General features: G+C 65.7%; 19 protein-coding genes. 7 read left to right on the forward strand and 12 right to left on the reverse strand.

What is annotated here, in order from left to right; translation table 11 throughout:
• Positions 1–142 precede the first annotated feature (142 nt).
• From tal to phoB, 3 genes are all read right to left on the reverse strand, one after another.
• A complete protein-coding gene (gene tal / locus ACODRW_RS07145) occupies positions 143–1,204 on the reverse strand; it encodes a transaldolase (protein WP_235085869.1) in 1,062 nt (353 codons plus the stop codon).
• Between the two features lie 320 nt (positions 1,205–1,524).
• The gene (phoR, locus tag ACODRW_RS07150; RefSeq protein ID WP_107801014.1) at positions 1,525–2,832 is read right to left on the reverse strand and encodes a phosphate regulon sensor histidine kinase PhoR; all 1,308 of its coding nucleotides are present in this window, start codon (positions 2,830–2,832) and stop codon (positions 1,525–1,527) included.
• A 6-nt stretch (positions 2,833–2,838) separates the two neighbouring features.
• Positions 2,839–3,528: a phosphate regulon transcriptional regulator PhoB gene (gene phoB, locus ACODRW_RS07155; protein WP_048412957.1), complete on the reverse strand. Its 690-nt coding sequence runs from the start codon at positions 3,526–3,528 to the stop codon at positions 2,839–2,841.
• A gap of 431 nt (positions 3,529–3,959) precedes the next feature.
• Between phoB and ACODRW_RS07160 the strand changes: the two genes are divergently transcribed.
• Positions 3,960–4,403: an Lrp/AsnC family transcriptional regulator gene (locus ACODRW_RS07160; RefSeq protein WP_019100282.1), complete on the forward strand. Its 444-nt coding sequence runs from the start codon at positions 3,960–3,962 to the stop codon at positions 4,401–4,403.
• Between the two features lie 95 nt (positions 4,404–4,498).
• Here ACODRW_RS07160 and gap read toward each other — a convergent pair whose 3' ends face one another.
• The 6 genes from gap to ACODRW_RS07190 form a co-directional block, all read right to left on the reverse strand.
• Complete coding sequence (gap, locus tag ACODRW_RS07165; RefSeq protein WP_107801015.1) at positions 4,499–5,512, reverse strand: type I glyceraldehyde-3-phosphate dehydrogenase; 1,014 nt, start codon at positions 5,510–5,512, stop codon at positions 4,499–4,501.
• A 231-nt stretch (positions 5,513–5,743) separates the two neighbouring features.
• Complete coding sequence (gene nagE, locus ACODRW_RS07170) at positions 5,744–7,420, reverse strand: N-acetylglucosamine-specific PTS transporter subunit IIBC (protein ID WP_107801016.1); 1,677 nt, start codon at positions 7,418–7,420, stop codon at positions 5,744–5,746.
• Positions 7,421–7,579: 159 nt separating this feature from the next.
• Positions 7,580–10,084 (reverse strand): phosphoenolpyruvate--protein phosphotransferase, encoded by a 2,505-nt coding sequence (gene ptsP / locus ACODRW_RS07175; protein ID WP_488905429.1) that lies wholly within the window; start codon positions 10,082–10,084, stop codon positions 7,580–7,582.
• A 124-nt stretch (positions 10,085–10,208) separates the two neighbouring features.
• Entirely contained in the window at positions 10,209–11,231 is a 1,023-nt protein-coding gene (locus ACODRW_RS07180; protein WP_488905430.1) for an SIS domain-containing protein, read from the reverse strand.
• Complete coding sequence (nagA, locus tag ACODRW_RS07185) at positions 11,212–12,333, reverse strand: N-acetylglucosamine-6-phosphate deacetylase (protein ID WP_227105585.1); 1,122 nt, start codon at positions 12,331–12,333, stop codon at positions 11,212–11,214. Before nagA ends, ACODRW_RS07180 begins: the two co-directional genes overlap by 20 nt.
• On the reverse strand, positions 12,330–13,064 hold the full coding sequence (locus ACODRW_RS07190; RefSeq protein ID WP_019101073.1) for a GntR family transcriptional regulator: 735 nt from the start codon (positions 13,062–13,064) through the stop codon (positions 12,330–12,332). Before ACODRW_RS07190 ends, nagA begins: the two co-directional genes overlap by 4 nt.
• Positions 13,065–13,503: 439 nt before the next feature.
• On the opposite strand from ACODRW_RS07190, the gene ACODRW_RS07195 reads away from it, so the two are divergent.
• Together ACODRW_RS07195 and ACODRW_RS07200 are read left to right on the forward strand one after the other, a co-directional pair.
• Positions 13,504–14,667 (forward strand): lytic polysaccharide monooxygenase, encoded by a 1,164-nt coding sequence (locus ACODRW_RS07195; protein ID WP_107801020.1) that lies wholly within the window; start codon positions 13,504–13,506, stop codon positions 14,665–14,667.
• Positions 14,668–14,862: 195 nt separating this feature from the next.
• Positions 14,863–15,390 (forward strand): cytochrome b, encoded by a 528-nt coding sequence (locus ACODRW_RS07200; protein ID WP_488905431.1) that lies wholly within the window; start codon positions 14,863–14,865, stop codon positions 15,388–15,390.
• Here ACODRW_RS07200 and yedA read toward each other — a convergent pair.
• From yedA to tsaC, 3 genes are all read right to left on the reverse strand, one after another.
• Positions 15,387–16,250, reverse strand: coding sequence for a drug/metabolite exporter YedA (yedA, locus tag ACODRW_RS07205; RefSeq protein WP_227105589.1), 864 nt, complete (start codon positions 16,248–16,250; stop codon positions 15,387–15,389). The genes ACODRW_RS07200 and yedA overlap by 4 nt on opposite strands.
• 85 nt (positions 16,251–16,335) lie before the next feature.
• On the reverse strand, positions 16,336–17,004 hold the full coding sequence (tolQ, locus tag ACODRW_RS07210; RefSeq protein WP_019101077.1) for a protein TolQ: 669 nt from the start codon (positions 17,002–17,004) through the stop codon (positions 16,336–16,338).
• Between the two features lie 26 nt (positions 17,005–17,030).
• On the reverse strand, positions 17,031–17,591 hold the full coding sequence (gene tsaC / locus ACODRW_RS07215; protein WP_227105591.1) for an L-threonylcarbamoyladenylate synthase type 1 TsaC: 561 nt from the start codon (positions 17,589–17,591) through the stop codon (positions 17,031–17,033).
• Between the two features lie 592 nt (positions 17,592–18,183).
• Here tsaC and rfbB point away from each other — a divergent pair.
• Genes rfbB through rfbC form a run of 4 tightly spaced genes read left to right on the forward strand, consistent with a single transcriptional unit; the run spans position 18,184 to position 21,610 of the window.
• A complete protein-coding gene (gene rfbB, locus ACODRW_RS07220; protein WP_488905432.1) occupies positions 18,184–19,245 on the forward strand; it encodes a dTDP-glucose 4,6-dehydratase in 1,062 nt (353 codons plus the stop codon).
• The gene (gene rfbD / locus ACODRW_RS07225; RefSeq protein WP_488905433.1) at positions 19,238–20,164 is read left to right on the forward strand and encodes a dTDP-4-dehydrorhamnose reductase; all 927 of its coding nucleotides are present in this window, start codon (positions 19,238–19,240) and stop codon (positions 20,162–20,164) included. Before rfbB ends, rfbD begins: the two co-directional genes overlap by 8 nt.
• On the forward strand, positions 20,161–21,048 hold the full coding sequence (gene rfbA, locus ACODRW_RS07230) for a glucose-1-phosphate thymidylyltransferase RfbA (RefSeq protein WP_205464805.1): 888 nt from the start codon (positions 20,161–20,163) through the stop codon (positions 21,046–21,048). The genes rfbD and rfbA overlap by 4 nt, the downstream gene beginning before the upstream one ends.
• A gap of 16 nt (positions 21,049–21,064) precedes the next feature.
• Positions 21,065–21,610: a dTDP-4-dehydrorhamnose 3,5-epimerase gene (gene rfbC / locus ACODRW_RS07235; protein WP_227105624.1), complete on the forward strand. Its 546-nt coding sequence runs from the start codon at positions 21,065–21,067 to the stop codon at positions 21,608–21,610.
• Positions 21,611–21,666 lie beyond the last annotated feature (56 nt).

Below are 21,666 nucleotides of genomic sequence, written 5' to 3' on the forward strand. Positions count from 1 at the left end.
GCGCGTTGTGGAGCGTTACACGGTGAGTACCCCTTCGAAATGCTCATGTACCGTGTGTACACTCCGCTTTCTCAGCTGTTTTCGCCTTGTCTCACCTTAGCTCGCGAGATCGTAAACACGTTCTCAGAGCTGGTTTACACTCTCAGGCGGTCAGCTTCAGCAACTGCTCGAACGCGTCTTCGAACAGCTTCAAGCCGTCCTGCTGCAGCTTCTCGCCGGCGGCGGCCAGATCCACGCCGGACGCCCCCACCGCGTGCAACAGGGTTTGCGCGTCGTCCATGCCTTCCGGCAGCGTCAACGCGGCCTGGCCGTGATCGCGGAAGGCCGCCAGCGTGCCGTCCGGCACGGTGTTGACGGTTTCGTCGCCGATCAGGCTTTCCACGTAGAGCACGTCGGAGTAAGCGGCGTTCTTGGTGCCGGTCGACGCCCACAGCAGATATTGCGGACGCGCGCCGGCGGCTTTCAGCTCGGCGAACTCGGCGCCGTGAAAACGTTCGCGGTAGCGGGCGTAAGCGGCCTTGGACAGCGCGATGGCCACCTTGCCCTGATGGGCCGCGCCCACTTGCGGATCCAGCAGGCTGTCGACGCGGGACAGGAAGAAGCTGGCCACCGCCTTGATCCCGGACACATCCTTGCCGTCTGCGTGACGGGCGGACAGGCCGGCGATGTAGGCGTCCCACACCGCTTCCACTTGCGGCAGCGAGAACAGCAGGGTGATGTTGACGTTGACGCCTTCGCGCGTCAGCGTCTGGAAGGCGCGGATGCCGGCGGCGGTGGCCGGGATCTTGATCATGGCGTTGGGGCGGGCGATTTCCGCCCACAGGCGGCGCGCCGCGGCCAAGGTGCCGGCCTCGTCGTTGGACAGCTCCGGCGACACTTCCAGGCTGACATAGCCGTCGTTGCCCTGGCTGGCGTCGTACTGGCCGCGCAGCAGATCGCAGGCGGCCTGGATGTCCGGCACCACCAGCGCTTCGTAACGCGCCTCGGCCGACAGGCCGGCGTCCGCTTTCAGGCGGGCCAGATCGGCCTGGTAGCTGGCGTCGCCGCTGATCGCCTTGTAGAAGATCGCCGGATTGGAGGTCACGCCGGCAATGCCGTCGTCGGCCAGCAGACGCGCCAGTTCGCCGGAGGCGATCAGTTCGCGGGACAGATTGTCCAGCCAGATGCGCTGGCCGAAGGGGCGGATGGATTGCAGTCGATTCATGGTGGAACGATCCAGAATAAAGTCAGGGCGGACCCGGCGTCGCCGAGCCGGCCGGTGGCTACCACGCCATAGAGCCTGTTCAGAGTCTCGCGCACAAGGGCGAGACAAGACGAAAACAGCCGAGGAAGCGGAATGCACATACGGTACATGAGCATTTCGAAGCGGGTTTCTAACGCCGTATCGCCGAAGCGCAGCAGACTTTGAACAGGTTCTAAAATCGGCGGGCTAAAACGGACATCCTAACCCGCTTGGAGCGGCGCGCCAAGAGCGCCGACCCAAGCTTGCAAGAATACGCCGCATGCGGCCCCGCGGCGCGGCGCTCAGGCCGCTTGCGAGCCGCTGCGGCGGTCGCGCGGGAACACCGCGGAGAACACGCTGCCCTTGTCTGGCTCGCTTCTGATCTCCAGCCGGGCATGGTGGCGCGCCAGCACATGCTTGACGATGGCGAGGCCCAAGCCGGTGCCGCCGCTGCCGCGCGAACGGCCGCGGTCCACCCGGTAGAAACGCTCGGTCAGGCGCGGGATATGCTCGCGCGGGATGCCGATGCCGGTGTCGCTGACAGAGAAGCGCAGCTGCTCGCCCTCCTCTTTCCAGCTGAGGGTGATGCAGCCGCCCTCCGGCGTGTAGCGCACCGCGTTGGACACCAGGTTGCCGAAGGCCGAGTGCAGCTCCTGCTGGCTGCCCCACAGCCAGGCGTCGCTGTGCCGGTCCAGCTTGACCTGATGGCGGCCGTGGGACAGGCCCTCGGCCTCCACCATCAGCGTGTCCAGCATGTCCTGCATGTCCACCCGCTCCGACACCGTCGCCTTGGGGCTGTTCTCCAGCTTGGACAGGGTCAGCAAGTCCTCGACCAGGCTTTGCATGCGCCGCGACTGCTCCATCATCATCGGCAGAAACTGGCGGAAGGTGGCGTCGTCCACCTGCGGCATGTCTCCCAGCGTCTCCAGAAAGCCGCCCACCACGGTCAGCGGCGTGCGCAGCTCGTGCGAGACGTTGGCGACGAAATCCTTGTGCACGGTCTGCACCCTCTCCAACTGGGTGATGTCGCGGGTCAGCAGCAGCTTGCGGGTGGAGTCGAAGGGCACCATCTGCAAGGAGATCACCAGTTCGCGCGGCTGCACGAAGTTGAGCACCAGCGGCTGGCTGAAGCGCGCCTCGTTCATATAGGCGTGAAAGGCCGGTTGGCGGATCAGATTGAGAATCTGGTTGCCGACATCGCGTTTGCGGTCCAACCCCAGATGCTCCACCGCCATCGGATTGATCCATTCGATGCGGTCGTGCTCGTCCAGCACCACCACCCCGTCCGGCATCGCCTCGCCGGCGTTGATGAAACGCTCCAGCGCGTGGGTGAGCTTTTTCTGGCTCTGGCTCTGGGTGCGGGTGGTACGGTACAGCGTCATGAAAATGGTGTGCCAGACGCCGAAACCGTCAGGCACCCGCTCCGGAGTCGGCCGTTGCAGCCAACGCAACAGCAGCGCCACATGGTAGAGATTGAAGGCCAGCCAGCCGCCCAGGCAGATGGCCACCGCGATCAGTCCGTCTTCCGCCGACGAGCCCAGCCAGAAGCCGAGGCCGATGACGGCGGTCGCCAGCAGCGAGGCCAGCGTGCGTTTCAGAAATTCAGGCATCAGGCCTCACTGCTGGGTGGAAAAGCGATAACCGGTGCCGCGCACGGTCTGGATCAGCGTGTCGTGCCCGGTGCCCTCCAGCGCGCTGCGCAGCCGGCGGATATGCACGTCCACGGTGCGCTCTTCCACGAACACATGGTCGCCCCACACCTGGTCCAGCAGTTGGGAGCGAGAATGCACGCGCTCGGGGTGGGTCATGAAGAAGTGCAGCAGGCGGAATTCGGTGGGGCCCAGATCGATGACGCCGCCGTTGCCGGTGACGCGGTGGGTGACCGGGTCCAGCCGCAGGCCTTGCACATCCACCGCGTCGTCGGTCATCTGCGGCGCGCGGCGGCGCAACACCGCCTTGATGCGCGCCAGCAGCTCGCGCGGCGAGAAGGGCTTGGTGATGTAGTCGTCGGCGCCGGTTTCCAGGCCGGTGATCTTGTCCTGCTCGTCCGAGCGCGCGGTCAGCATGATGATGGGCACGTGGCGGGTGCGCTCGTCGGCGCGCAGGCGCTTGGCGATGTCCACGCCGCTGGCGCCCGGCAGCATCCAGTCCAGCAGCACCAGGTCAGGCAGCGCGTTGCGCACCAGCGTCAGCGCCGCTTCGGCGGTGCTGGCCCGCAGCACATGGTGGCCGGCCTGCGCCAGGTTGAAGGCAATCAGCTCCTGGATTGCCGGTTCGTCTTCAACAAGCAAGATATTGGCTGGCATGGTTGATCCATTCCCGTTTGAGTGTGTGGCAAGGATAAAAACGGGTGATTACAAAAATATGACATTTCGTCAAACTTTCCCACTTTGGCGCAGATTATTTTAACGCGCCAGCCGTAGACGCCTCAGCAAGCCAAAAAAAAACGGGCCTGTTGCTGTGAACAGGCCCGGAATGGTCGTCGTCAATACAGATTTGATCTGACTAGAGACCAGGGACAAAGAGATCACCAGGACAGTTTCAAATGAGAGCGTTTTGGGACAATTCTCATCCGCAACGGATCTGGACAGGCGGGCCGCGGGACAGTGCGGCCAACCCTGATACGGCCAGCATTTTACGTAGCAAACAGGCGTTTTGATCAGATGGTTGATTGGATTTTCAGTCATTACGCCTTTTTTTATAAGTTTGTTTCGTCATATTTCCTTATAATCGAAGAATGGATAAATTTGATAGAAAAATCATCGCCGCACTGCACGAAAACGCCCGAATCAGCTTCGCGGAACTGGCCCGGCGGGTGAATCTGTCGCCGCCGGCGGTGGCGGACCGGGTGAGCAAACTGGAGCGCGGAGGCGTGATCACCGGCTACCGCGCCACCATCGATCCCAACAAGGTGGGCATGCCCATCTGCTGCATGATAGAGCTGACGGTCAAGCATCTGGAGTACTTCGCGGTGATAGAGGAAATCCGCACCATGCCGGAGATCATCGAATGCATGTCGGTGACCGGCACCAGCGGACTGATGATGAAAGTGGTGGTGGACAATATGCCCACGCTGCAGGCCTTGATCGCGCGGCTGATGCAGTTTGGCGACACCAAGACCTCGATCGTGATCGAGGTGCCGGTGCCGCCGCGGCTGCCGGATCTGCAGCAGGATGAATAAACCGGCGCCGTCCCAAGCGCCCGCTCCTGGCGCCGCGCCATGAAAAACGGACAGGCAAGCCTGTCCGTTTCTTGAGCCGGAACCCCGCTGGGCGCTTACTTGGCGGCCTGCCAGGCCACGGCGGTATCGATCATGCGGTTGGAGAAGCCCCATTCATTGTCGTACCAGGCCAGCACTTTGACTTCGCGGCCGCCGATGACGCGGGTCAGCGTGGCGTCGAAGGTGCTGGACGCCGGGTTGTGCAGGAAGTCGCAGGACACCAGCGGCAGGGTGTTGACGCCCAGCACGCCCTTGAGCGGGCCTTTGGCGGCGTCGCTGATCAGCTGGTTCACTTCTTCCTTGCTGGTATCGCGGCCGGCGGTGAAGGTCAGGTCCACCAGCGAGACATTGCTCACCGGCACGCGCACGGCGAAGCCGTCCAGCTTGCCCTTCAATTGCGGCAGCACCAGGCCCACCGCGGCGGCGGCGCCGGTCTTGGTCGGGATCATGGATACGGCGGCGGAACGGGCGCGGCGCAGGTCTTTGTGATCGGTGTCCAGCAGCACTTGGTCATTGGTGTAAGCGTGCACCGTGGTCATCAGGCCGCGCTCGATGCCGATGGTGTCGATCAGCGGCTGCACCATGGGGGCCAGACAGTTGGTGGTGCAGGAGGCGTTGGAGACGATGGTCATCGCGCTGCTCAGCTGCTGGTGGTTGACGCCGTAAACCACGGTGGCGTCCACGCCTTCGCCGCCCGGAGCGGAGATCAGCACTTTCTTGGCGCCGGCCTGCAGATGCGCGCCGGCTTTTTCGCGGGTGGTGAACAAGCCGGTGCATTCCATCACCACGTCCACGTTCAATTCTTTCCACGGCAGCTCAGCCGGGTTGCGGATGGCCAGCAGTTTGATCTTCTTGCCGTTGACCACCAGGTGATCGCCGTCCAGCGCCACGGAAGCGGCGAACGGACCGTGCACGCTGTCGTAACGGGTCAGGTGTTCATGCAGCTCCGGCGAGGCCAGATCGTTGATGGCGACAATCTCGATGTCCTGATCGGCATAGCGCTCTTGCCATGCACGCACAATCATGCGGCCGATGCGGCCGTAACCATTGATAGCAACTCGCAACGTCATGATGCATCCTCCAAGTTGAAATGGCGCAAGGTCATCTTCCCGTGCCCTGCGCCACCACTGTCCGCCTGATTCCGCTTGTAATCAACTCGCTACATAAGTAGTGGGCGAATTACCAACATCGGCAGTGCGGAAATTGCGCCCAAGCTTGCCGTGCGTCAAATTCCGCCGGGCGACGCCCGGTTCTCAAGGCCTGTCCGAGGCCCCGCGACGCGCGGCGCATGGAAACGATGCTCAGCCTTGCAATGCGGCGGCGTAATCGCCCGCGTCGCTATTCAATACTATATGCAATAGCGTGCCGGAGAAGGCGGTGACGCCGCTGGCGCCCAGTTGTTGCAGGGCGGCCTGGTCCACCAGCTCCGCGTTGGCCACTTCCACCCGCAGCCGGCTGCCGGCCACGGCTTCCACCTTGAGCACATTGGCCGCGCCGCCCAGCGCCGCCAGCCAGCGTTCGCGGTCTATGCCGACCACCTCGCCCAGGGCCTGCGCCGGCGCGGCCGCTTGGACGGCCGCCTCGGCGTCCGGGTTGCCCAGCGCGACGCGGATTTCGTCGGCGATCAGGTCCGCCTCCGGTCCCAGCACCACTTGCACGCTGCCGGCGGCCGGCTTGATCAGGCCGCGCGAACCCAGCGCCTTGAGTGCGGCTTCGCTCACCTTGTCGTTGCTGGCCACTTGCAGACGCAGACGGGTGGTGCAGGCGTCCACGGACTTCAGGTTGGCGGCGCCGCCCAGCGCGGCGATGAAGGCGCGCGCGCGGTCGCTGCCGGCGGCCACCGCCGCCACGGCCACCATCGCGTCTTCGCGGCCCGGGGTTTTCAGGTCGAACTTCTTGATGAAGAACACGAACAGCACGTAGTAGAGCGCGAAGTAGCCGATGCCCACCGGGATCAGCAACAGCGGCTTGGTGGACAGGCCGAAGTTCAGCAAGTAATCGAACAAGCCGGCGGAGAAGCCGAAGCCCAACTTGATGTTGAGCGCGTGCATCAAGGCCATGGCCAAGCCGGTCAGCACCGCGTGGATGGCGTACAGCGCCGGAGCCAGGAACATGAAGGCGAATTCCACCGGTTCGGTGACGCCGGTCAGCATCGCGGTCAGCGCCATCGAGAACAGCAGGCCGCCGACGGCTTGCTTGTTCTCAGGCTTGGCGGTGCGGTACATCGCCAGGCAGGCGGCCGGCAGGCCGAACATCATCACCGGGAAGAAGCCGGACATGAACATGCCGGCCGTCTTGTCGCCGGCGAAGAAGCGGGTCAGGTCGCCGTGCACCACCTTGCCGGCGGCGGAGGCGAAATCGCCCACCTGGAACCAGACAATGGTGTTGAGGATGTGGTGCAGGCCGGTGACGATGAGCACGCGGTTGAGCACGCCGTAGGCGAAGACACCGATCTCGCCGGCGCCGATCAACCAGCGGCCGACGCTGTCGATACCGGTCTGCACCGGCATCCAGACATAGCCCAGCACCGCGCCCAACAAGAGCATGGAGAAGCCGGTGACGATGGGCACGAAGCGCTTGCCGCCGAAGAAGGCCAGGTAGCTGGGCAGCTTGATGTCCTTGTAGCGGTTGTACAGCGCGCCGGCCACTAGGCCGGACAGGATGCCGGACAGCACCCCCATATTGATTTTCTCGTCTATCACCTTGAGCACCGCGGTGATCACCAGATAGCCGATGGCGCCGGCCAGGCCGGAGGTGCCGTTGTTGTCCTTGGCGAAGCCCACCGCCACGCCGATGGCGAAGATCAGGGCCAGGTTGCCGAAGATGGCGTCGCCGGCCTGGGCCATCATCTTGATGTTGAGCAGGTCCGGCTGGCCCAGGCGCAGCAGCAAGCCCGCCACGGGCAGAACAGCGATCGGCAGCATCAGGGCGCGGCCCAGCTGCTGAATGCCAGCGAATTTATTGTCAGAGGTACTCACGTCTCGTCTCCCAGTGTATGGACGCCGATGGGGGCATGGCGCTCCAGGCTGCTACCTTCTTGTGTGTCTGTACCGCTCGCTGCCGCGTGTCCCCGCGGCATGCGATGACCTCAAAACCACTTCATAAAAGCCCCGCGCGCGCCTGCGCGCCGGGCCGATTCAATCTTCCGGCCACCATTCGGCGGCCTGCGTGCGCACCGCGGCGGCGGAGTCCAGCGTCAGCAATTGCTCGGCGCGCTTGCGGCAAGCCTGCTGGTCCAGCGTCCTCACCTTGGCCTTGATCTCCGGCACCAGGCCGGGGCTGACCGATAGTTCGGCGACGCCGAGGCCGACCAGCACCGGCGCGGCCAGCGGGTCCGAGGCCAGGGCGCCGCATACGCCCACCCATTTGCCGTGCTGGCTGGCGCCGGCCACCGTGCGTTCGATCAGCCTCAGCAGCGCCGGGTGCATCGCGTCCAGGCTGGCGGCCAGCGAGGCGTTGCAACGATCCATCGCCAGCGTGTATTGCGTCAGGTCGTTGGTGCCGATGGACAGGAAGTCGGCCTCGGCGGCCAGTTGGTCGGCCAACAGCGCGGCGGAGGGCACTTCCACCATCACGCCCAGCTGCGGCCGCTCGCTCAGCCCCGCTTCCTCGGCCAGCGCGTCGATGCGCTGGCGCAAGCGCCGCAGTTCGCCGACATCGGCGATCATCGGCACCAGGATGCGCAGCAGGGACAAGGGCCGCAGCATCAGCAGCGCGCGCAGTTGCTCGTCCAGCATCTCCGGATGGGCGAAGCCGGTGCGGATGCCGCGCAGGCCCAGCGCCGGATTCGGCTCCGGCGGCAGGGTCAGATAGGGCACTTCCTTGTCGCCGCCCACGTCCAGCGTGCGGAAGATGGCGACGCGGCCCTGCAATTCGTCCAGCACCGCCTGATAGGCGTTGGCCTGTTCGTAGCGATCCGGCGCGTCCTGACGGTCGATGAACAGAAACTCGGTGCGCAGCAGGCCGACGCTGTCGGCGCCGTGGCGCACCGCTTCGCGCGCGTCCTCTTCATTGGCGATATTGGCGGCCACCTCGACGCGCACGCCGTCCAGCGTCACCGCGGCGCCGTCGGCGTCCGCGCGCATATCGGCGCGGCGGCTCTCGCGTTCCGCCATCGCCTGCCGGGCGGCGGCCAACAGGGCCGCGTCCGGCGCCGGATGACAGCCGCCTTGGCTCGCATCCAGCAAGACTTCGCTGCCGGCGTCCAGCCGCAACACCTGAGGCCCGCAAGCCACCAGGGCCGGGATGCCCAACGCGCGCGCCAGGATGGCCACGTGGCCGGTGGCGCCGCCGGCGGCGGACAGGATGCCGGCCACCCGCTCGCGCGGCAGCCGGGTCAGTTCGGAAGGCGCCAGGTCTTCGGCCACCAGAATGGAGGCCGGATACAGTTCGGGCTCGCTTTGGGCGCCGCCCAACAGGGCTTTCAGCACTTGGCGTTCAATGTCTTTGAGATCCGCGACCCGTTCGGCCAGCAAGGGGCGGCCCAGGCCGGACAGCACGCGGCATTGCGCGCGCACCGCCTGACGGAAGGCGTGGCCGGCGCTGTGGCCGGCGGCGATGTCCCGTTCCGCCGCGTCCCGCAATTCCGGATCGTCCACCAGCGCCAGATGGGCGGCGAAGATGTCGCTTTGCGAGGTCTGGCCGCGGCGCAAGGCTGTGTCGATGGCGGCGGCGATGCCGGCGCTCACCTCGGCCAGCGCCCGGCGCAATTGCTCGCGCTCGCTGTCGGCGTTGACCGCGAACTCCGCCACCTGCGGCTCGAAGGCGTCGAGACGCACCACCTGGCCGATGGCCAGGCCCGGCGCCGCGCACACGCCGCCTATCCAGCCGGCCGGCAACGAGCGCGCCGGCGCGCTCGCCAAGGGCGCGGGCGCGCCGTGGCCGGATTCGGTGCGGGTCTGCAACGCGGCGATCACCGCCGCGGCCGCGGCGGCCGCGTCCTCGCCCTGCGCCAGCACCGCCACATCGTCGTCCTCGGCCACGCCCAAGCCCATCAGGGCCACCACGCTGCGGGCGTTGGCCGCCTGGCCTTTGAACTCCACCCGCACGCTGGCGCGATATTGACGCGCCGCGTTCTGCACCAGCGCCGCCGGCCGCGCGTGCAGGCCGCCGGCGTGACGCACCGTGGCCTGACCGCGGCTTTCCGCGCCCTCGGCGCTGGGGGCCTCGTCGGCCGCCGCGCCGCCGGACAGCGTCAGAAACACGCTGCGGCCCGCCTGCTGCCAGCCCTCGCCCCGACTTTCCAGCGCATAAGCCTCGCCATTGGCGATCACCACCATGGTCAGCAGCGACGGCGCGCGCCGCGCCACCGCGTCCAGATCCACCTCGATCAGGGGCTGGCCCTGACGCACCGCGTCGCCGGCCTTGACCAACGGCTTGAAGCCCTCACCCTCCAGCTTGACGGTGTCGATGCCGATGTGGATCAGCACTTCCGCGCCGTTGGCGGCTCGCAGCGTCAAGGCGTGGCCGGTGCGCGCCAATTGCGCCACCTCGCCGTCACAGGGCGCCAGCAGGGTGCCGGACAGCGGCTCGATCGCCAGGCCGTCGCCCATCATCAAGCCGGCGAAGACCGGATCGGGCGCGCGGCTCAGCGGCACGGACGGCCCGTCAAACGGGGCCAGGAGTTCGAGCGTAGCGGACATGGGGGGCGTCTCCATTCTTACTGACTGATGTGTCTCCGCGGCCGGCGCGGCTTCCGCTGGACGCCGTTCGCGGCGCGCCCCGTTCGTGCAGACGGTCGGGGCGCGGTTTCAAGCAGGACCGGACTCAGCGCGTGCAGGTCACTTTGGACAAGTGGCGCGGCAGATCCGGGTTCAGGCCGCGCGCCTCGGACAAGCGCGCCGCCATCAGGTAGAAGCTCTGGATCGCCAGCAGCGGATCCAGCGCCTCGTCGTCGGCCAGCGCCAGGGTCAGGTCGCGGCTGGCGATATTTTCCGGCGCCGCCAGCAGCACCTTGGCGCCGCGGCCGCGCATCTCCTCGGCCAGATCGATCAGGCCCTGTTGCTCCGGCCCGCGCGGCGCGAAGATCAGCAGCGGATAGCCGTCGTCGATCAAGGCCATCGGCCCGTGCTTGATCTCGGCGCCAGAGAAGGCCTCGGCCTGGATCGCGCAGGTTTCCTTGAATTTGAGCGCGGCTTCCAGCGCTACGGCGAAGCCCAGGCCGCGGCCCACCACCATGATGCGTTCGGCGTCGCGCAAGACGTCCACCGCCGCCGTCCAGTCCTGGCGCGTGGCTTCGGTCAGGCGCTGCGGCAGATTGGCCAGCGCGGCCAGCAGCGCGTCGTCCGCCTGCCAGTGAGCGACCAGGCGCGCCACCGCGGACAGCGAGGTGATGTAGCTCTTGGTGGCAGCCACGCTTTTTTCGTCGCCGGCGCACAGAGGCACCACCCATTCGCAGGCGGCGGCCAGCGGCGATTGATGCTTGTTGACCAGCGCCGCGGTGCGCGCGCCGGCGGCGCCCAGCGCCTTCATGGTGTCGATCAGGTCCGGGCTTTGGCCGGACTGGGACAGGGCCACCACCAGCTGGCCCTTCACCGCCAGCGGCGCGCGGTGCAGGGTCACCAGCGACATCGGCAAGGACACCACCGGCACGCCCAGCCGCTGCATCGCCAGATAGGCGAAGTAGTTGGCGGCGTGATCGGAACTGCCGCGGGCCACGGTCAGCGCCAGGCTGGGGCGTTCCACCGCCAGCGCGCGTCCCAGCGCGGCCAGCGCTTCATCGGCGTACATGTGTTGCGCGGCCACCGCCTCGGCGGCGTACAGCGCTTCTTCAAGCATCAACGAGGCCAATCTGTTCTCCCTCTACATAGACTTGCTGCAAATTCAAATCCGCGTCCATCGTCACGATGTCGGCCCAGGCGCCGACGGCGAGCCGTCCGCGATCTGCCAGGCCCAGGTAGTCTGCGGGATAGAGCGACAGCCGGTGCGAGGCGTCCGCCAGCGGCAGGCCGATGGACACCAGGTTGCGCAGCGCCTGGTCCATGGTCAGCGTGCTGCCGGCCAGAGTGCCGTCGGCCAGACGCACGCCGCCCATGCACTTGGTCACCGAGTGCGAACCCAGCTTGTATTCGCCGTCCGGCATGCCGGCGGCGGCGGTGGAATCGGTCACGCAGTAGAGGCGCGGAATCGAGCGCAGGGCGGCTCGGATCGCGCCCGGATGGACGTGGAGCAGATCCGGAATCAATTCGGCGTATTCGGCGTGCGCCAGCGCCGCGCCCACCATGCCGGGCTCGCGGTGGTGCAGGCCGCTCATCGCGTTGAACAGATGGGTGAAGCCGGACGCGCCTTGCTCCAGCGCCCGCACCCCGTCCTCGTAACTGCCCAGGGTGTGGCCCAGCTGCACCTTGACGCCCTGCTCCGCCAACTGGCGGATGATGTCCATATGACCGGCGATTTCCGGCGCCAGCGTGATCAGCGACACCGGCGCCAGCGAGCGGTACCAGTCCACCTGCTCCATCACCGCGCGGCAGGCGTCGTCGGGCTGGGCGCCCAGCTTGCCGGGATTGATGTAGGGGCCTTCCAGATGCACGCCCAGGATGCGGGCGCCGCCGGGCTGGCGTTCGCGACAGGAGGAACCGAGCGCGCGCAACACCTGCTCGATGTCGATCGGGGGCGCGGTCATCGTGGTGGCCAGCAAGGATGTGGTGCCGAAGCGGGCGTGCAGCCTGGCCACGCTCTCGGCGGCGCGGCCGCCCTCCATGATGTCGACGCCGCCGCCGCCGTGGACGTGCAGGTCGATGAAGCCCGGCAGCAAATAACGCTCCACCGCTCGGCCGGAGGCCAAGCGCGCGTCTATGGCCTCGATGCGGCCGTCGGCAGCCAGTTTCAATTCGCCGTCCATCCAGCCGGCCTCGGTCAGGATGCGTCCTTGCAGCACTCGGTTTTGGGTCATCGTCTCAGTTCGGCAACAAAATCGTAGTAGTCGTTACGGCAATAGGTATCGGTCAATTCAATCGCGATGTTCTCGGCGTTGAAGCCGATGCGGGTGATCAGCAACATCGCTTCGCCGGGGCGGATGCCGGCCAGCGTGGCGATGTCGCCGGAGGCGTTCACCGCGCGGATGTGCTGCAGCGCGCGCACCACCGAATGGCCGCTGGCGTCCAGATGGGCGTACAGCGAGGTGCCCACTTGCTGCGGCTCCGGCAGATACGCCACCGGCAGCGTCGTCATCTCGATCGCCATCACCACTCCGTCGGCCAGCCGCTGGCGCTTCAGCCGCGACACCTGCGAAGTGGGCGACAGCCCCAGCTTGATCACTTCTTCATTGCTGGGCGCGAACACGCCGCGCTCCAGCCACACCGACGACGGCACGAAGCCGCGCTGGCGCAATTGTTCGGTAAAGCCGGTCAGCCGCGACAAGGGCTGCTCCAGCCTCGGCGTGATGAAGGTGCCCGAGCCCTGGCGCCGGCGAATCAGGCCCTGCTCCAGCAGCACATCCATCGCCTTGCGCGCCGTCACGCGCGAAATGCCCAGTTCTTCGGAAAACGTGCGCTCCGACGGCAGCGCCTCGTCCGCCTGCCACCAGCCGGCGTTGATGGCGTCGGCCAATTTCCGCGACAACTGCAGATACAGCGGCGTGGTCAGGGTTTCATCCGGTTTCAATGCAAGCCAGCGATTTTCCATGGGTTGTCTGCAAGTGGTCTGAAAACCCCAGTGTATAACCTGGCTCCCCGGCTGGCATCTTCCGCGCTGACGCGAGTCGATTCCGGCCTTCCGGCTTACCGCGAACGTTAATACCACATTAATACCACGTCAATACCATTTTATTTGCGCACATCATTGTCCGCTTGCTGCATGGCAGCAAAACGACAAACAGATGATTTGGCAGGGGAAATTGCGGGAGCAATGCGTATTGACCTGCGGGACAGGTCAGGTAATGAGCGTTTTTTGCAAGAATCAAGCAGATACAAGACCACACAGTAAGTATGGCAATAGTACCTTTCGCCAAACTTACATTAAAAATAGTCGTCTCATTTTAAATCATATGGCATTCATATGATGATTGGACTGCTCGGCAAACTGCTGGGCGCTTGCATACCACTCGTAGCTCAAAGGAGTCAGAATGAAACCACAACTGCGCCTTCCCGCCGCCCTCGCCCTGGCCTGCCTCAGCGCGCCGCTCTGGGCCCACGGCACCATGGAAGTGCCGATCAACCGCACCTACAACTGCTTCAAAGAGGGCGCGGAATCGCCGAAATCCGCCGCATGCCAGGAAGCCCGCCGCGTGGGCGGCACCCAGGCCATGTACGACTGGAACGGCATCAACCAGAACCCGCAAGGCGACAACCACGCGGCGGTGGTGCCGGACGGCAAACTCTGCGCCGGCGGCCAGGACAAGTTCAAGGGCTTCAATCTGGGACGCACCGACTGGCCGAAAACCAAGCTGGTGCCGGACGCCAACGGCAACTACGAGTTCGTCTACCACGCCACCGCGCCGCACTCGACCAAATACTTCAAGTTCTACGTCACCAAGAACGGCTGGGATCAGACCAAGCCGCTGAAGTGGTCCGACCTGGATCCGCAGCCCTTCCACACCGTGACCGGCAACCCGCCGCTGGACGCCAACAAGCGCTACCACATGGTGGCCAAGCTGCCGGCCGGCAAGAGCGGCCCGCATATCATCTTCAACGTCTGGAAGCGCGCGGACAGCGAGGAAGCGTTCTACTCGTGCTCCGACGTGGTATTCGGCGACGGCACCAATCCGCCGGAACCGCCGCCGGTGACCAATCCGTGGAAGGAAATCGGCAAGGTGACCGCTTATGAAAACCTGCCGAACAACAGCACCGCCACCCTGCGCGTGTTCGACGCCAGCGGCCGCGACGCCGAAACCATCCCGGTCAAGCTGGACGCCGTCAGCGGCCAGATGGCGAACTGGCCGTACGAGCTGGGCGTGAAAGTGAACGCGACCTCCAAAGCGATCCGCATCGGCGTGATGAATCAGAAGCAACGCACGGTGAGCATCACCCCGGAACGCAGCGCCACCGCCAACCGCGTGTACCTGAACGACAGCTACAAGGGCTACACCTATCAGATCGACCTGAAAAAGGGCGACGGCGGCATCACGCCGCCGCCGGTGGGCGACACCTGGAAGGAAGGCCTGTCCTACACCGCCGGCCAGATCGTCAGCTATCAGGGCAAGAAGTACCGCTGCCTGCAGCCGCACACCGCCTGGGCCGGCGCGGGCTGGACTCCGTCCACCCAACCCGCCTTGTGGGCTCCGGCCTGACCGTCCCCTTGTCAGCGCGCGGGCTGAACGCCTGACTCGCTGACTCGCCGGCCTTCCCCGTCCCGGAAGGCCGGTCTCTCCCACACTCCTCCTGCCGCAGGCCCATTCCTTGGATGGCCACCGCGCCATGCCCGCGACGCAGGCAGGACGGCGGCCGCGCGTCGCCTGCCGGGATTCGCAAGAAAGCCGATTCCGATGGAAACCTCAACCCAGACCTATCCGCCCATCGCCGCCTGGCTGCACTGGATTTGCGCAGTCGTGATCCTGTGGGCGATGATCAGCGGCTTCGCGCTCGCCTCCGGCGCGCTGCCGCCCGCCGTCGCCGCGGCGATTCCGCCGTTCAACGTTGCGCTGACCACCTTGTTGATGCCGGTCTTCCTGCTGCGCGTTGTTTACCGCGCCAGCTTCCGCATGCCGCCGCCGGCCGGCGTTCCGCCCGCCAAGCACCGGCTGGCGCGCCGCGCCCACGCGCTGCTCTATCTGCTGAGCTGTCTATCGCTGGCCAGCGGCTGGCTGATGATGGAGCGGCCGGTCGATCTGTTCGGCCTGATCACGCTGCCGCCCAGCCTGGAAGCCGGCGCGGCCACACGCGCGCTGGCCAAGCTGCACTTCGCCAGCAATGTGCTGCTGGCTCTGCTATTGACCGCCCACATCGGCGCGGTGATTCAACACCAGCGCCAAGGCCGGCGCCTGCTGCGGCGCATGTCGCTGCTGACGGGCTAACGCCGCCAGCTGATCAAGACCACCGCCGCCACGATCACGCTCATCGCCAGCATCTCGTGCAGGCCGATGTGCTCGCCGAGGAAGACCACGCCCAGCAAAACCGCGATCACCGGGTTGACGTAGGCGTAGCTGGTGGCGGCGGCCGGAGACACCGTCTTCAGCAAGTGCAGATAGGCGCTGTAAGCGATGATGGAGCCGAACACCGCCAGGTAAAACAAGGCCAGCCAGCTGGACAGCGTCGGCATCGCCTGCAGCTTCTCGCCATAAGCCTGGCTGGCCAACAACAAGGCTGCGCCGCCGAAGATCATCATCCAGGCGCTGCCCATCGGTCCCTTGGGCTGAGCCAGATGGCGGCTCCAGGCCGAGCCCAGCGCCCAACCGGCGGAGGCCAGCAGCAGCAGCGCAGCGCCGCTGGGGCTGGCCTTCAGATTGGCCCCCATATTCAACAGCACCATGCCGCAAACGCCCAGACCGATGCCGGCCCATTCCACCTTGCGCGCCTTTTGACCGAACATGCGCGCGAACAACAGGGTGAACAGCGGCACGGTGGCGATCACCAAGGCGGCCACGCCTGAGGACACGTCTTTCTCCGCCACCGTGACCAAGCCGTTGCCCACCGCCGGCATCAGCACGCCGAGCAAGGCGGCGCCGCCCAGCTCGCGCGCGTTCGGCATCGGGTATTTGCGCAAGCATAGGTAGGCCAGCATCAGCCAGCCGGCCAGGGAAAAGCGCAGGCCGGCCATCATCATCGGCGGCCAGGACTCGATGCCTATGCGTATGCCCATATAGGTGGAGCCCCAGATCACGTACAAGGCGAAGAAAGCGGCTAAGGTCAGCGGGGGAATGCGCGAAAACGGCATGGTGCGGCTCGGGAAAGTGGAACCGGATACCATGCCGTATGGGAATGTCCGTGGCAAGTCCAATTTTGCCGCGGACGGGCCAGGCTTAACGCGTGGCCAAGCGCTGCAAGATGTTGGAGAACTCTTCCATATAACTGTCGAAGCGGGTAGCCAAGCGGTCGACGTCGGTGGCGAAGCGGTTGTAGGCCACCACCGCCGGAATCGCGGCGAACAGGCCGATGGCGGTGGCCACCAGCGCCTCGGCGATGCCCGGCGCCACCGTGGACAAGGTGGCCTGGCCGGCGTTGCCCAGGCCGATGAAGGCATGCATGATGCCCCACACCGTGCCGAACAGGCCGATGTAAGGACTGACCGAACCAACAGTGGCGAGGAAGGAGGTGTGGCTGTCCAGGGCGTCCAGCTCGCGCTGCGCCGCCGCCTTCATCGCCCGGCGCGAGCCGGCCATGATGTCGGACAGCTCGGTGCCGTTGCGGCCGCGCAGCTTCAGGAACTCGGCGAAACCGGACTGGAAAATGCGCTCCATGCCCACGGTGTCGCTACGGCGGCTGGCGTCCTCGTACAAGCGGTTCAGGTCCGCGCCGCTCCAGAAATTACGCTCGAACTCGTCGCTATTGCGCCGCGCCGCGCGCAGCACGGCGATCTTGTTGAAGATCAGGGCCCAGGACAGCACCGACATCAAGGCCAGGCCGGCCATCACCAATTGCACCATCAGGCTGGCGTCCAGGATCAGGCTCAGGAAGGAAATCTGTTGCACGGCAACTCCTCTTGTAATCGCCAGGCTCAGCGCAACACGCGGCCTGTTTCCAAATCAATGATGGTGGACGGTTTGCGCCGCTTGCCGATGCGGCCCGGCAGGGTCAGCACCCGCTGGCGGAAAGCCTCGCGGCAGGCCCGCGCGGTTTTCAGCGATTGCTGGCCGGCGCGGTTGGCCGAGGTGGACACCAGCGCCGTGCCCAGGCTGCGGCACAAGGCCGCCGCCTCGCCATGCGCTGTCACGCGCACGGCGATCTTGTCGTGTTTGCCGCGCAAGGCCGGCGGCACCCGGCTCGAGGCCGGCAGCAAAAAAGTATATGGACCGGGCCAGTAGCGCGCCAGTTCCGCGTATTGGGCGGCGCTCAACGGACGGATCAGATGACGGATCTGGGAGACGTCGGCCGCGATCACGATCAGCCCCTTGTGATTGGGCCTGGCCTTGATCGCCAGAATTTTGCGGATGGCGCGCACATCCAGCGGATTGCAGCCCAGGCCGTAGCAGGACTCGGTGGAATAGGCGATGACCTCGCCTTGCTTCAAGGCGGCGCGGGCCTGCTGTTGCAGGGCGCGGCCGGGCAGACGGGGCACGGGCCGCACCTGGCCTGGCGTGAACTTCATGATGGACGGCGATGCGAAAGTAAAGCCGCATTGTACCGCTGTCCGCGGCGGCGACCTAGCGCTTCAACGCCGCGTCGTCAACATCCTCCGGCGCCGGCCGCCAGGCGTAGCAGCGAAGCGGCGGCCTGTCGCTGCGAAATTGCTTCAACCAATACGCCAGCCGGCGCCAGCAGCGGCGCTCATGACGCAGGAAATGCGCGACCCCGCGCCATCGGCCTCCGGCCCCCGGCACTGCCGGCGATGCGATACGACTCACGATGAACTCTCCTCGACATCAGGCTCGGTCTCCGGCCTATAAGCAGGCCGGCCTTCGCCATTCACCTCCAATCTAGGAGAAGCCGCATCAAGTCAATGTCGAATTTCCGATGCCAACTGTAAAAATGCCATAAATCTGCCCCTTTCCTTCACCGCCCCGCTCCGATATTTTTAAGCATTTGGAACCTAGCCAAGCTGTCGATATTATTCATTGAACCCATAAAATATTTTTGTCATCCTCTTGCAGCCGTACCATCCCGCGGCCGCAATGAGCCAGTTTTCTGATTCAAGCTATTGAAAGAACAATATGAGCATTTTGGTCACTGGCGGCGCCGGCTTCATCGGCGGCAATTTCGTGCTGGACTGGCTGGCGCAGAGCGATGAGCGCATCATCAATCTCGACGCGCTGACCTACGCCGGCAATCTCGACACCCTGAAAACCCTGGGACAGGACCCGCGCCATGTCTTCGTGCGCGGCGACATCGGCGACCGCGCGCTGCTCGACGCCCTGCTGGCCGAACACCAGCCGCGCGCGGTGCTCAATTTCGCCGCGGAAAGCCATGTCGACCGCTCCATCCACGGACCAGGCGACTTCATCCAGACCAATGTGGTGGGCACCTTCAATCTGCTGGAGAGCGTGCGCGGCTACTGGACAAGGCTGGCGGACGCGGACCGCGCCGCCTTCCGCCTGCTGCACGTCTCCACCGACGAAGTCTACGGCACGCTGGGACCCGACGACGCGCCCTTCTCCGAGCTCCACCGCTATGAGCCCAACAGCCCCTACTCGGCGTCCAAGGCCGCGTCCGACCACCTGGTGCGCGCCTGGCACCACACTTACGGCCTGCCGGTGCTGACCACCAATTGCAGCAACAACTACGGCCCCTATCACTTCCCGGAGAAGCTGATTCCGCTGGTGATCCTCAACGCCCTGGCCGGCAAGCCGCTGCCCATCTACGGCGACGGCAGCCAGGTGCGCGACTGGCTCTACGTCAAAGACCATTGCAGCGCCATCCGCCGCGTGCTGGAAGCCGGCGTGCCCGGCGAAACCTATAATGTCGGCGGCTGGAACGAGAAAACCAATCTGGACGTGGTCAAGGCGATCTGCGCGCTGCTGGACGAGTTGGCGCCTCAAGCCGACCCGGCGCGCCGCTACGCCGAACAGATCGCCTTCGTCGCCGACCGCCCCGGCCACGACCGCCGCTACGCGATAGACGCGCGCAAGCTGGAGCGCGAATTGGGCTGGAAGCCGCAGGAAACCTTCGATAGCGGCATCCGCAAAACCGTCGCCTGGTATCTGCAACATCAGGATTGGGTCGCCAACGTCAGCAGCGGCGCTTATCGCGACTGGGTGAACCAGCACTATGGCTGAGCGCTCACCCACCATTCTGCTGACCGGGGTCAACGGCCAGCTCGGCCATCGGTTGCGGACCGCGCTGACGCCGCTGGGCGAGGTCGTCGCGCTCAGCCGGGCCGAACTGGACCTGAGCCGGGCAGACAGCGTCCGCCAGGCGCTGGAACGCCACCAGCCCGACATCATCGTCAATCCCGCCGCCTACACCGCGGTGGACCGCGCCGAGAGCGAGGCGGAACAGGCGCATGCGGTCAACGCCGCCGCGCCGGCGCTGCTGGCGCAATGGGCGGCTCAGCACCAGGCGCTCTTGCTGCACTACTCCACCGACTACGTATTCGACGGCGCCGGCGAACAGCCCTGGCGCGAGGACGACCCGGCCCGGCCGCGCTCGGTCTACGGCCAAAGCAAATGGGCGGGCGAGGAGGCGGTGCGCGCCGCCGCGCCGCGGCACTTGATTCTGCGCACCAGCTGGGTGTTCGGCGCCCATGGCGGCAACTTTTTGAAGACCATTCTGCGCCTGGCGCAGGAACGCGACAGCCTGAAGGTGGTGGCGGATCAGATCGGCGCGCCCACCTCCACCGCCCTGATCGCCGACGTCACCGTGGCCCTGCTGCGCGACTATCTGCGCGACCCGGCCGGCTTCGCCTACGGCAGCTACCACCTGGCGGCGCAGGGCGAAACCAGTTGGCACGGCTACGCCCGCTTCCTGGTGGCCGAGGCCGGCAGACTGGGCTATGCGCTGCGGCTGTCGCCGGCCGACATCGAGCCGATCACCACCGCCGACTATCCATTGCCGGCGCCGCGCCCCGCCAACTCCCGGCTGGATTGCGCCAAGCTGCGGCAGACCTTCGGCCTTGCGCTGCCGCCCTGGGAAAGCGGCGTCAAACAAGTGCTGGCCGAACTCGGCGCCCAGCCGCAACAGAAAGACACTCAATGACTCAGGCACGCAAAGGCATCATCCTGGCCGGCGGCTCCGGCACCCGGCTGTACCCGGCCACCATTTCCGTCAGCAAACAATTGCTGCCCATCTACGACAAACCGATGATCTACTATCCGCTGACCACGCTGATGCTGGCCGGCATCCGCGAGATCCTGATCATCTCCACCCCGCAGGACACGCCCCGTTTCGAACAACTGCTGGGCGACGGCAGCCAATGGGGGCTGCGGCTGCAATACGCGGTGCAGCCCAGTCCGGACGGCCTGGCCCAGGCCTTCATCATCGGCGAGGACTTCCTGGCCGGCGCGCCGTCGGCGCTGGTGCTGGGCGACAACATTTATTACGGCCACGACTTTTCCGCCTTGCTGCAAGACGCCAACGCCAAGCGCAGCGGCGCCAGCGTGTTCGCCTACCGCGTCAACGACCCGGAACGCTACGGTGTGGTGGCCTTCGACGCCGACGGCAAAGCGCTGTCCATCGAGGAAAAACCAGCGCAGCCCAAGTCCAATTACGCGGTGACCGGGCTGTACTTCTACGACGAGCAGGTGGTGGACATCGCCAAGGCGATCAAACCCTCGCCGCGCGGCGAGCTGGAGATCACCGACGTCAACAACGTCTATTTGCAACAGGGCCAGCTCTCGGTGCAGACCATGGGCCGCGGCTACGCCTGGCTGGACACCGGCACCCATGAATCCATGCTGGAAGCCAGCCAGTTCATCGCCACCATAGAAAGCCGTCAGGGCCTGAAAGTGGCCTGCCCGGAGGAAGTGGCCTACCGTTCCGGCTGGATAGGCGACGAGCAGGTGCGCCTACTGGCCAAACCGCTGCAGAAGACCGGCTACGGCCGCTACCTGCTGGCGATGCTGGATCAGCCGGTCTATTGATCTTGACGAGCGACACATGAATATCATCGACACCCGCATTCCCGACGTCAAAATCATCGAACCTGCCGTATTCGGCGACGAACGCGGCTTCTTTTTCGAAAGCTTCAATCAACAGCGTTTCGAAGCCGCCGTCGGCCGCGCCGCGCCCTTCGTCCAGGACAATCACAGCCGCTCGGCCAAGGGCGTGCTGCGCGGCCTGCACTATCAGCTGGCGCCGCACGCCCAGGGCAAGCTGGTGCGGGTGATCGCCGGCGAAGTCTTCGACGTCGCCGTCGACATCCGCCCCGGCTCAGCCAGTTTCGGCCAATGGGTGGGCGTACACCTGTCCGCCGCCAATAAACGTCAGCTCTGGGTGCCGCCCGGTTTCGCTCACGGCTTCCTCACCCTGTCGGACAGCGCCGAGTTCCTGTACAAAACCACCGACTATTGGTTCAAGGAGCTGGAGCGTTCCATCGCCTGGAACGATCCGGAGCTGGCCATTGCCTGGCCGCTGGACGGCGAGCCGCAACTGTCGGCCAAGGACGGCGCCGCGCCCGGCCTGCGCCAGGCCGAACTGGGCTGAGCCGGAACCAAGCCCGAAAATGAAAACAGCGCCGCTTGCGGCGCTGTTTCTCTATC

The organism is Chromobacterium sp. FG89 (assembly GCF_057808735.1).

Bases quoted from the DNA above. Each gene is read 5' to 3' on its own strand.
- gap (WP_107801015.1), bottom strand. From the start codon at position 5,512: ATGACGTTGCGAGTTGCTATCAATGGTTACGGCCGCATCGGCCGCATG.
- rfbB (WP_488905432.1), top strand. From the start codon at position 18,184: ATGAGCATTTTGGTCACTGGCGGCGCCGGCTTCATCGGCGGCAATTTC.
- phoB (WP_048412957.1), bottom strand. From the start codon at position 3,528: ATGCCAGCCAATATCTTGCTTGTTGAAGACGAACCGGCAATCCAGGAG.
- ACODRW_RS07190 (WP_019101073.1), bottom strand. From the start codon at position 13,064: ATGGAAAATCGCTGGCTTGCATTGAAACCGGATGAAACCCTGACCACG.
- nagA (WP_227105585.1), bottom strand. From the start codon at position 12,333: ATGACCCAAAACCGAGTGCTGCAAGGACGCATCCTGACCGAGGCCGGC.
- ACODRW_RS07195 (WP_107801020.1), top strand. From the start codon at position 13,504: ATGAAACCACAACTGCGCCTTCCCGCCGCCCTCGCCCTGGCCTGCCTC.
- ACODRW_RS07160 (WP_019100282.1), top strand. From the start codon at position 3,960: ATGGATAAATTTGATAGAAAAATCATCGCCGCACTGCACGAAAACGCC.
- tal (WP_235085869.1), bottom strand. From the start codon at position 1,204: ATGAATCGACTGCAATCCATCCGCCCCTTCGGCCAGCGCATCTGGCTG.
- ACODRW_RS07200 (WP_488905431.1), top strand. From the start codon at position 14,863: ATGGAAACCTCAACCCAGACCTATCCGCCCATCGCCGCCTGGCTGCAC.
- ptsP (WP_488905429.1), bottom strand. From the start codon at position 10,084: ATGTCCGCTACGCTCGAACTCCTGGCCCCGTTTGACGGGCCGTCCGTG.
- yedA (WP_227105589.1), bottom strand. From the start codon at position 16,250: ATGCCGTTTTCGCGCATTCCCCCGCTGACCTTAGCCGCTTTCTTCGCC.
- rfbD (WP_488905433.1), top strand. From the start codon at position 19,238: ATGGCTGAGCGCTCACCCACCATTCTGCTGACCGGGGTCAACGGCCAG.
- rfbC (WP_227105624.1), top strand. From the start codon at position 21,065: ATGAATATCATCGACACCCGCATTCCCGACGTCAAAATCATCGAACCT.
- rfbA (WP_205464805.1), top strand. From the start codon at position 20,161: ATGACTCAGGCACGCAAAGGCATCATCCTGGCCGGCGGCTCCGGCACC.
- phoR (WP_107801014.1), bottom strand. From the start codon at position 2,832: ATGCCTGAATTTCTGAAACGCACGCTGGCCTCGCTGCTGGCGACCGCC.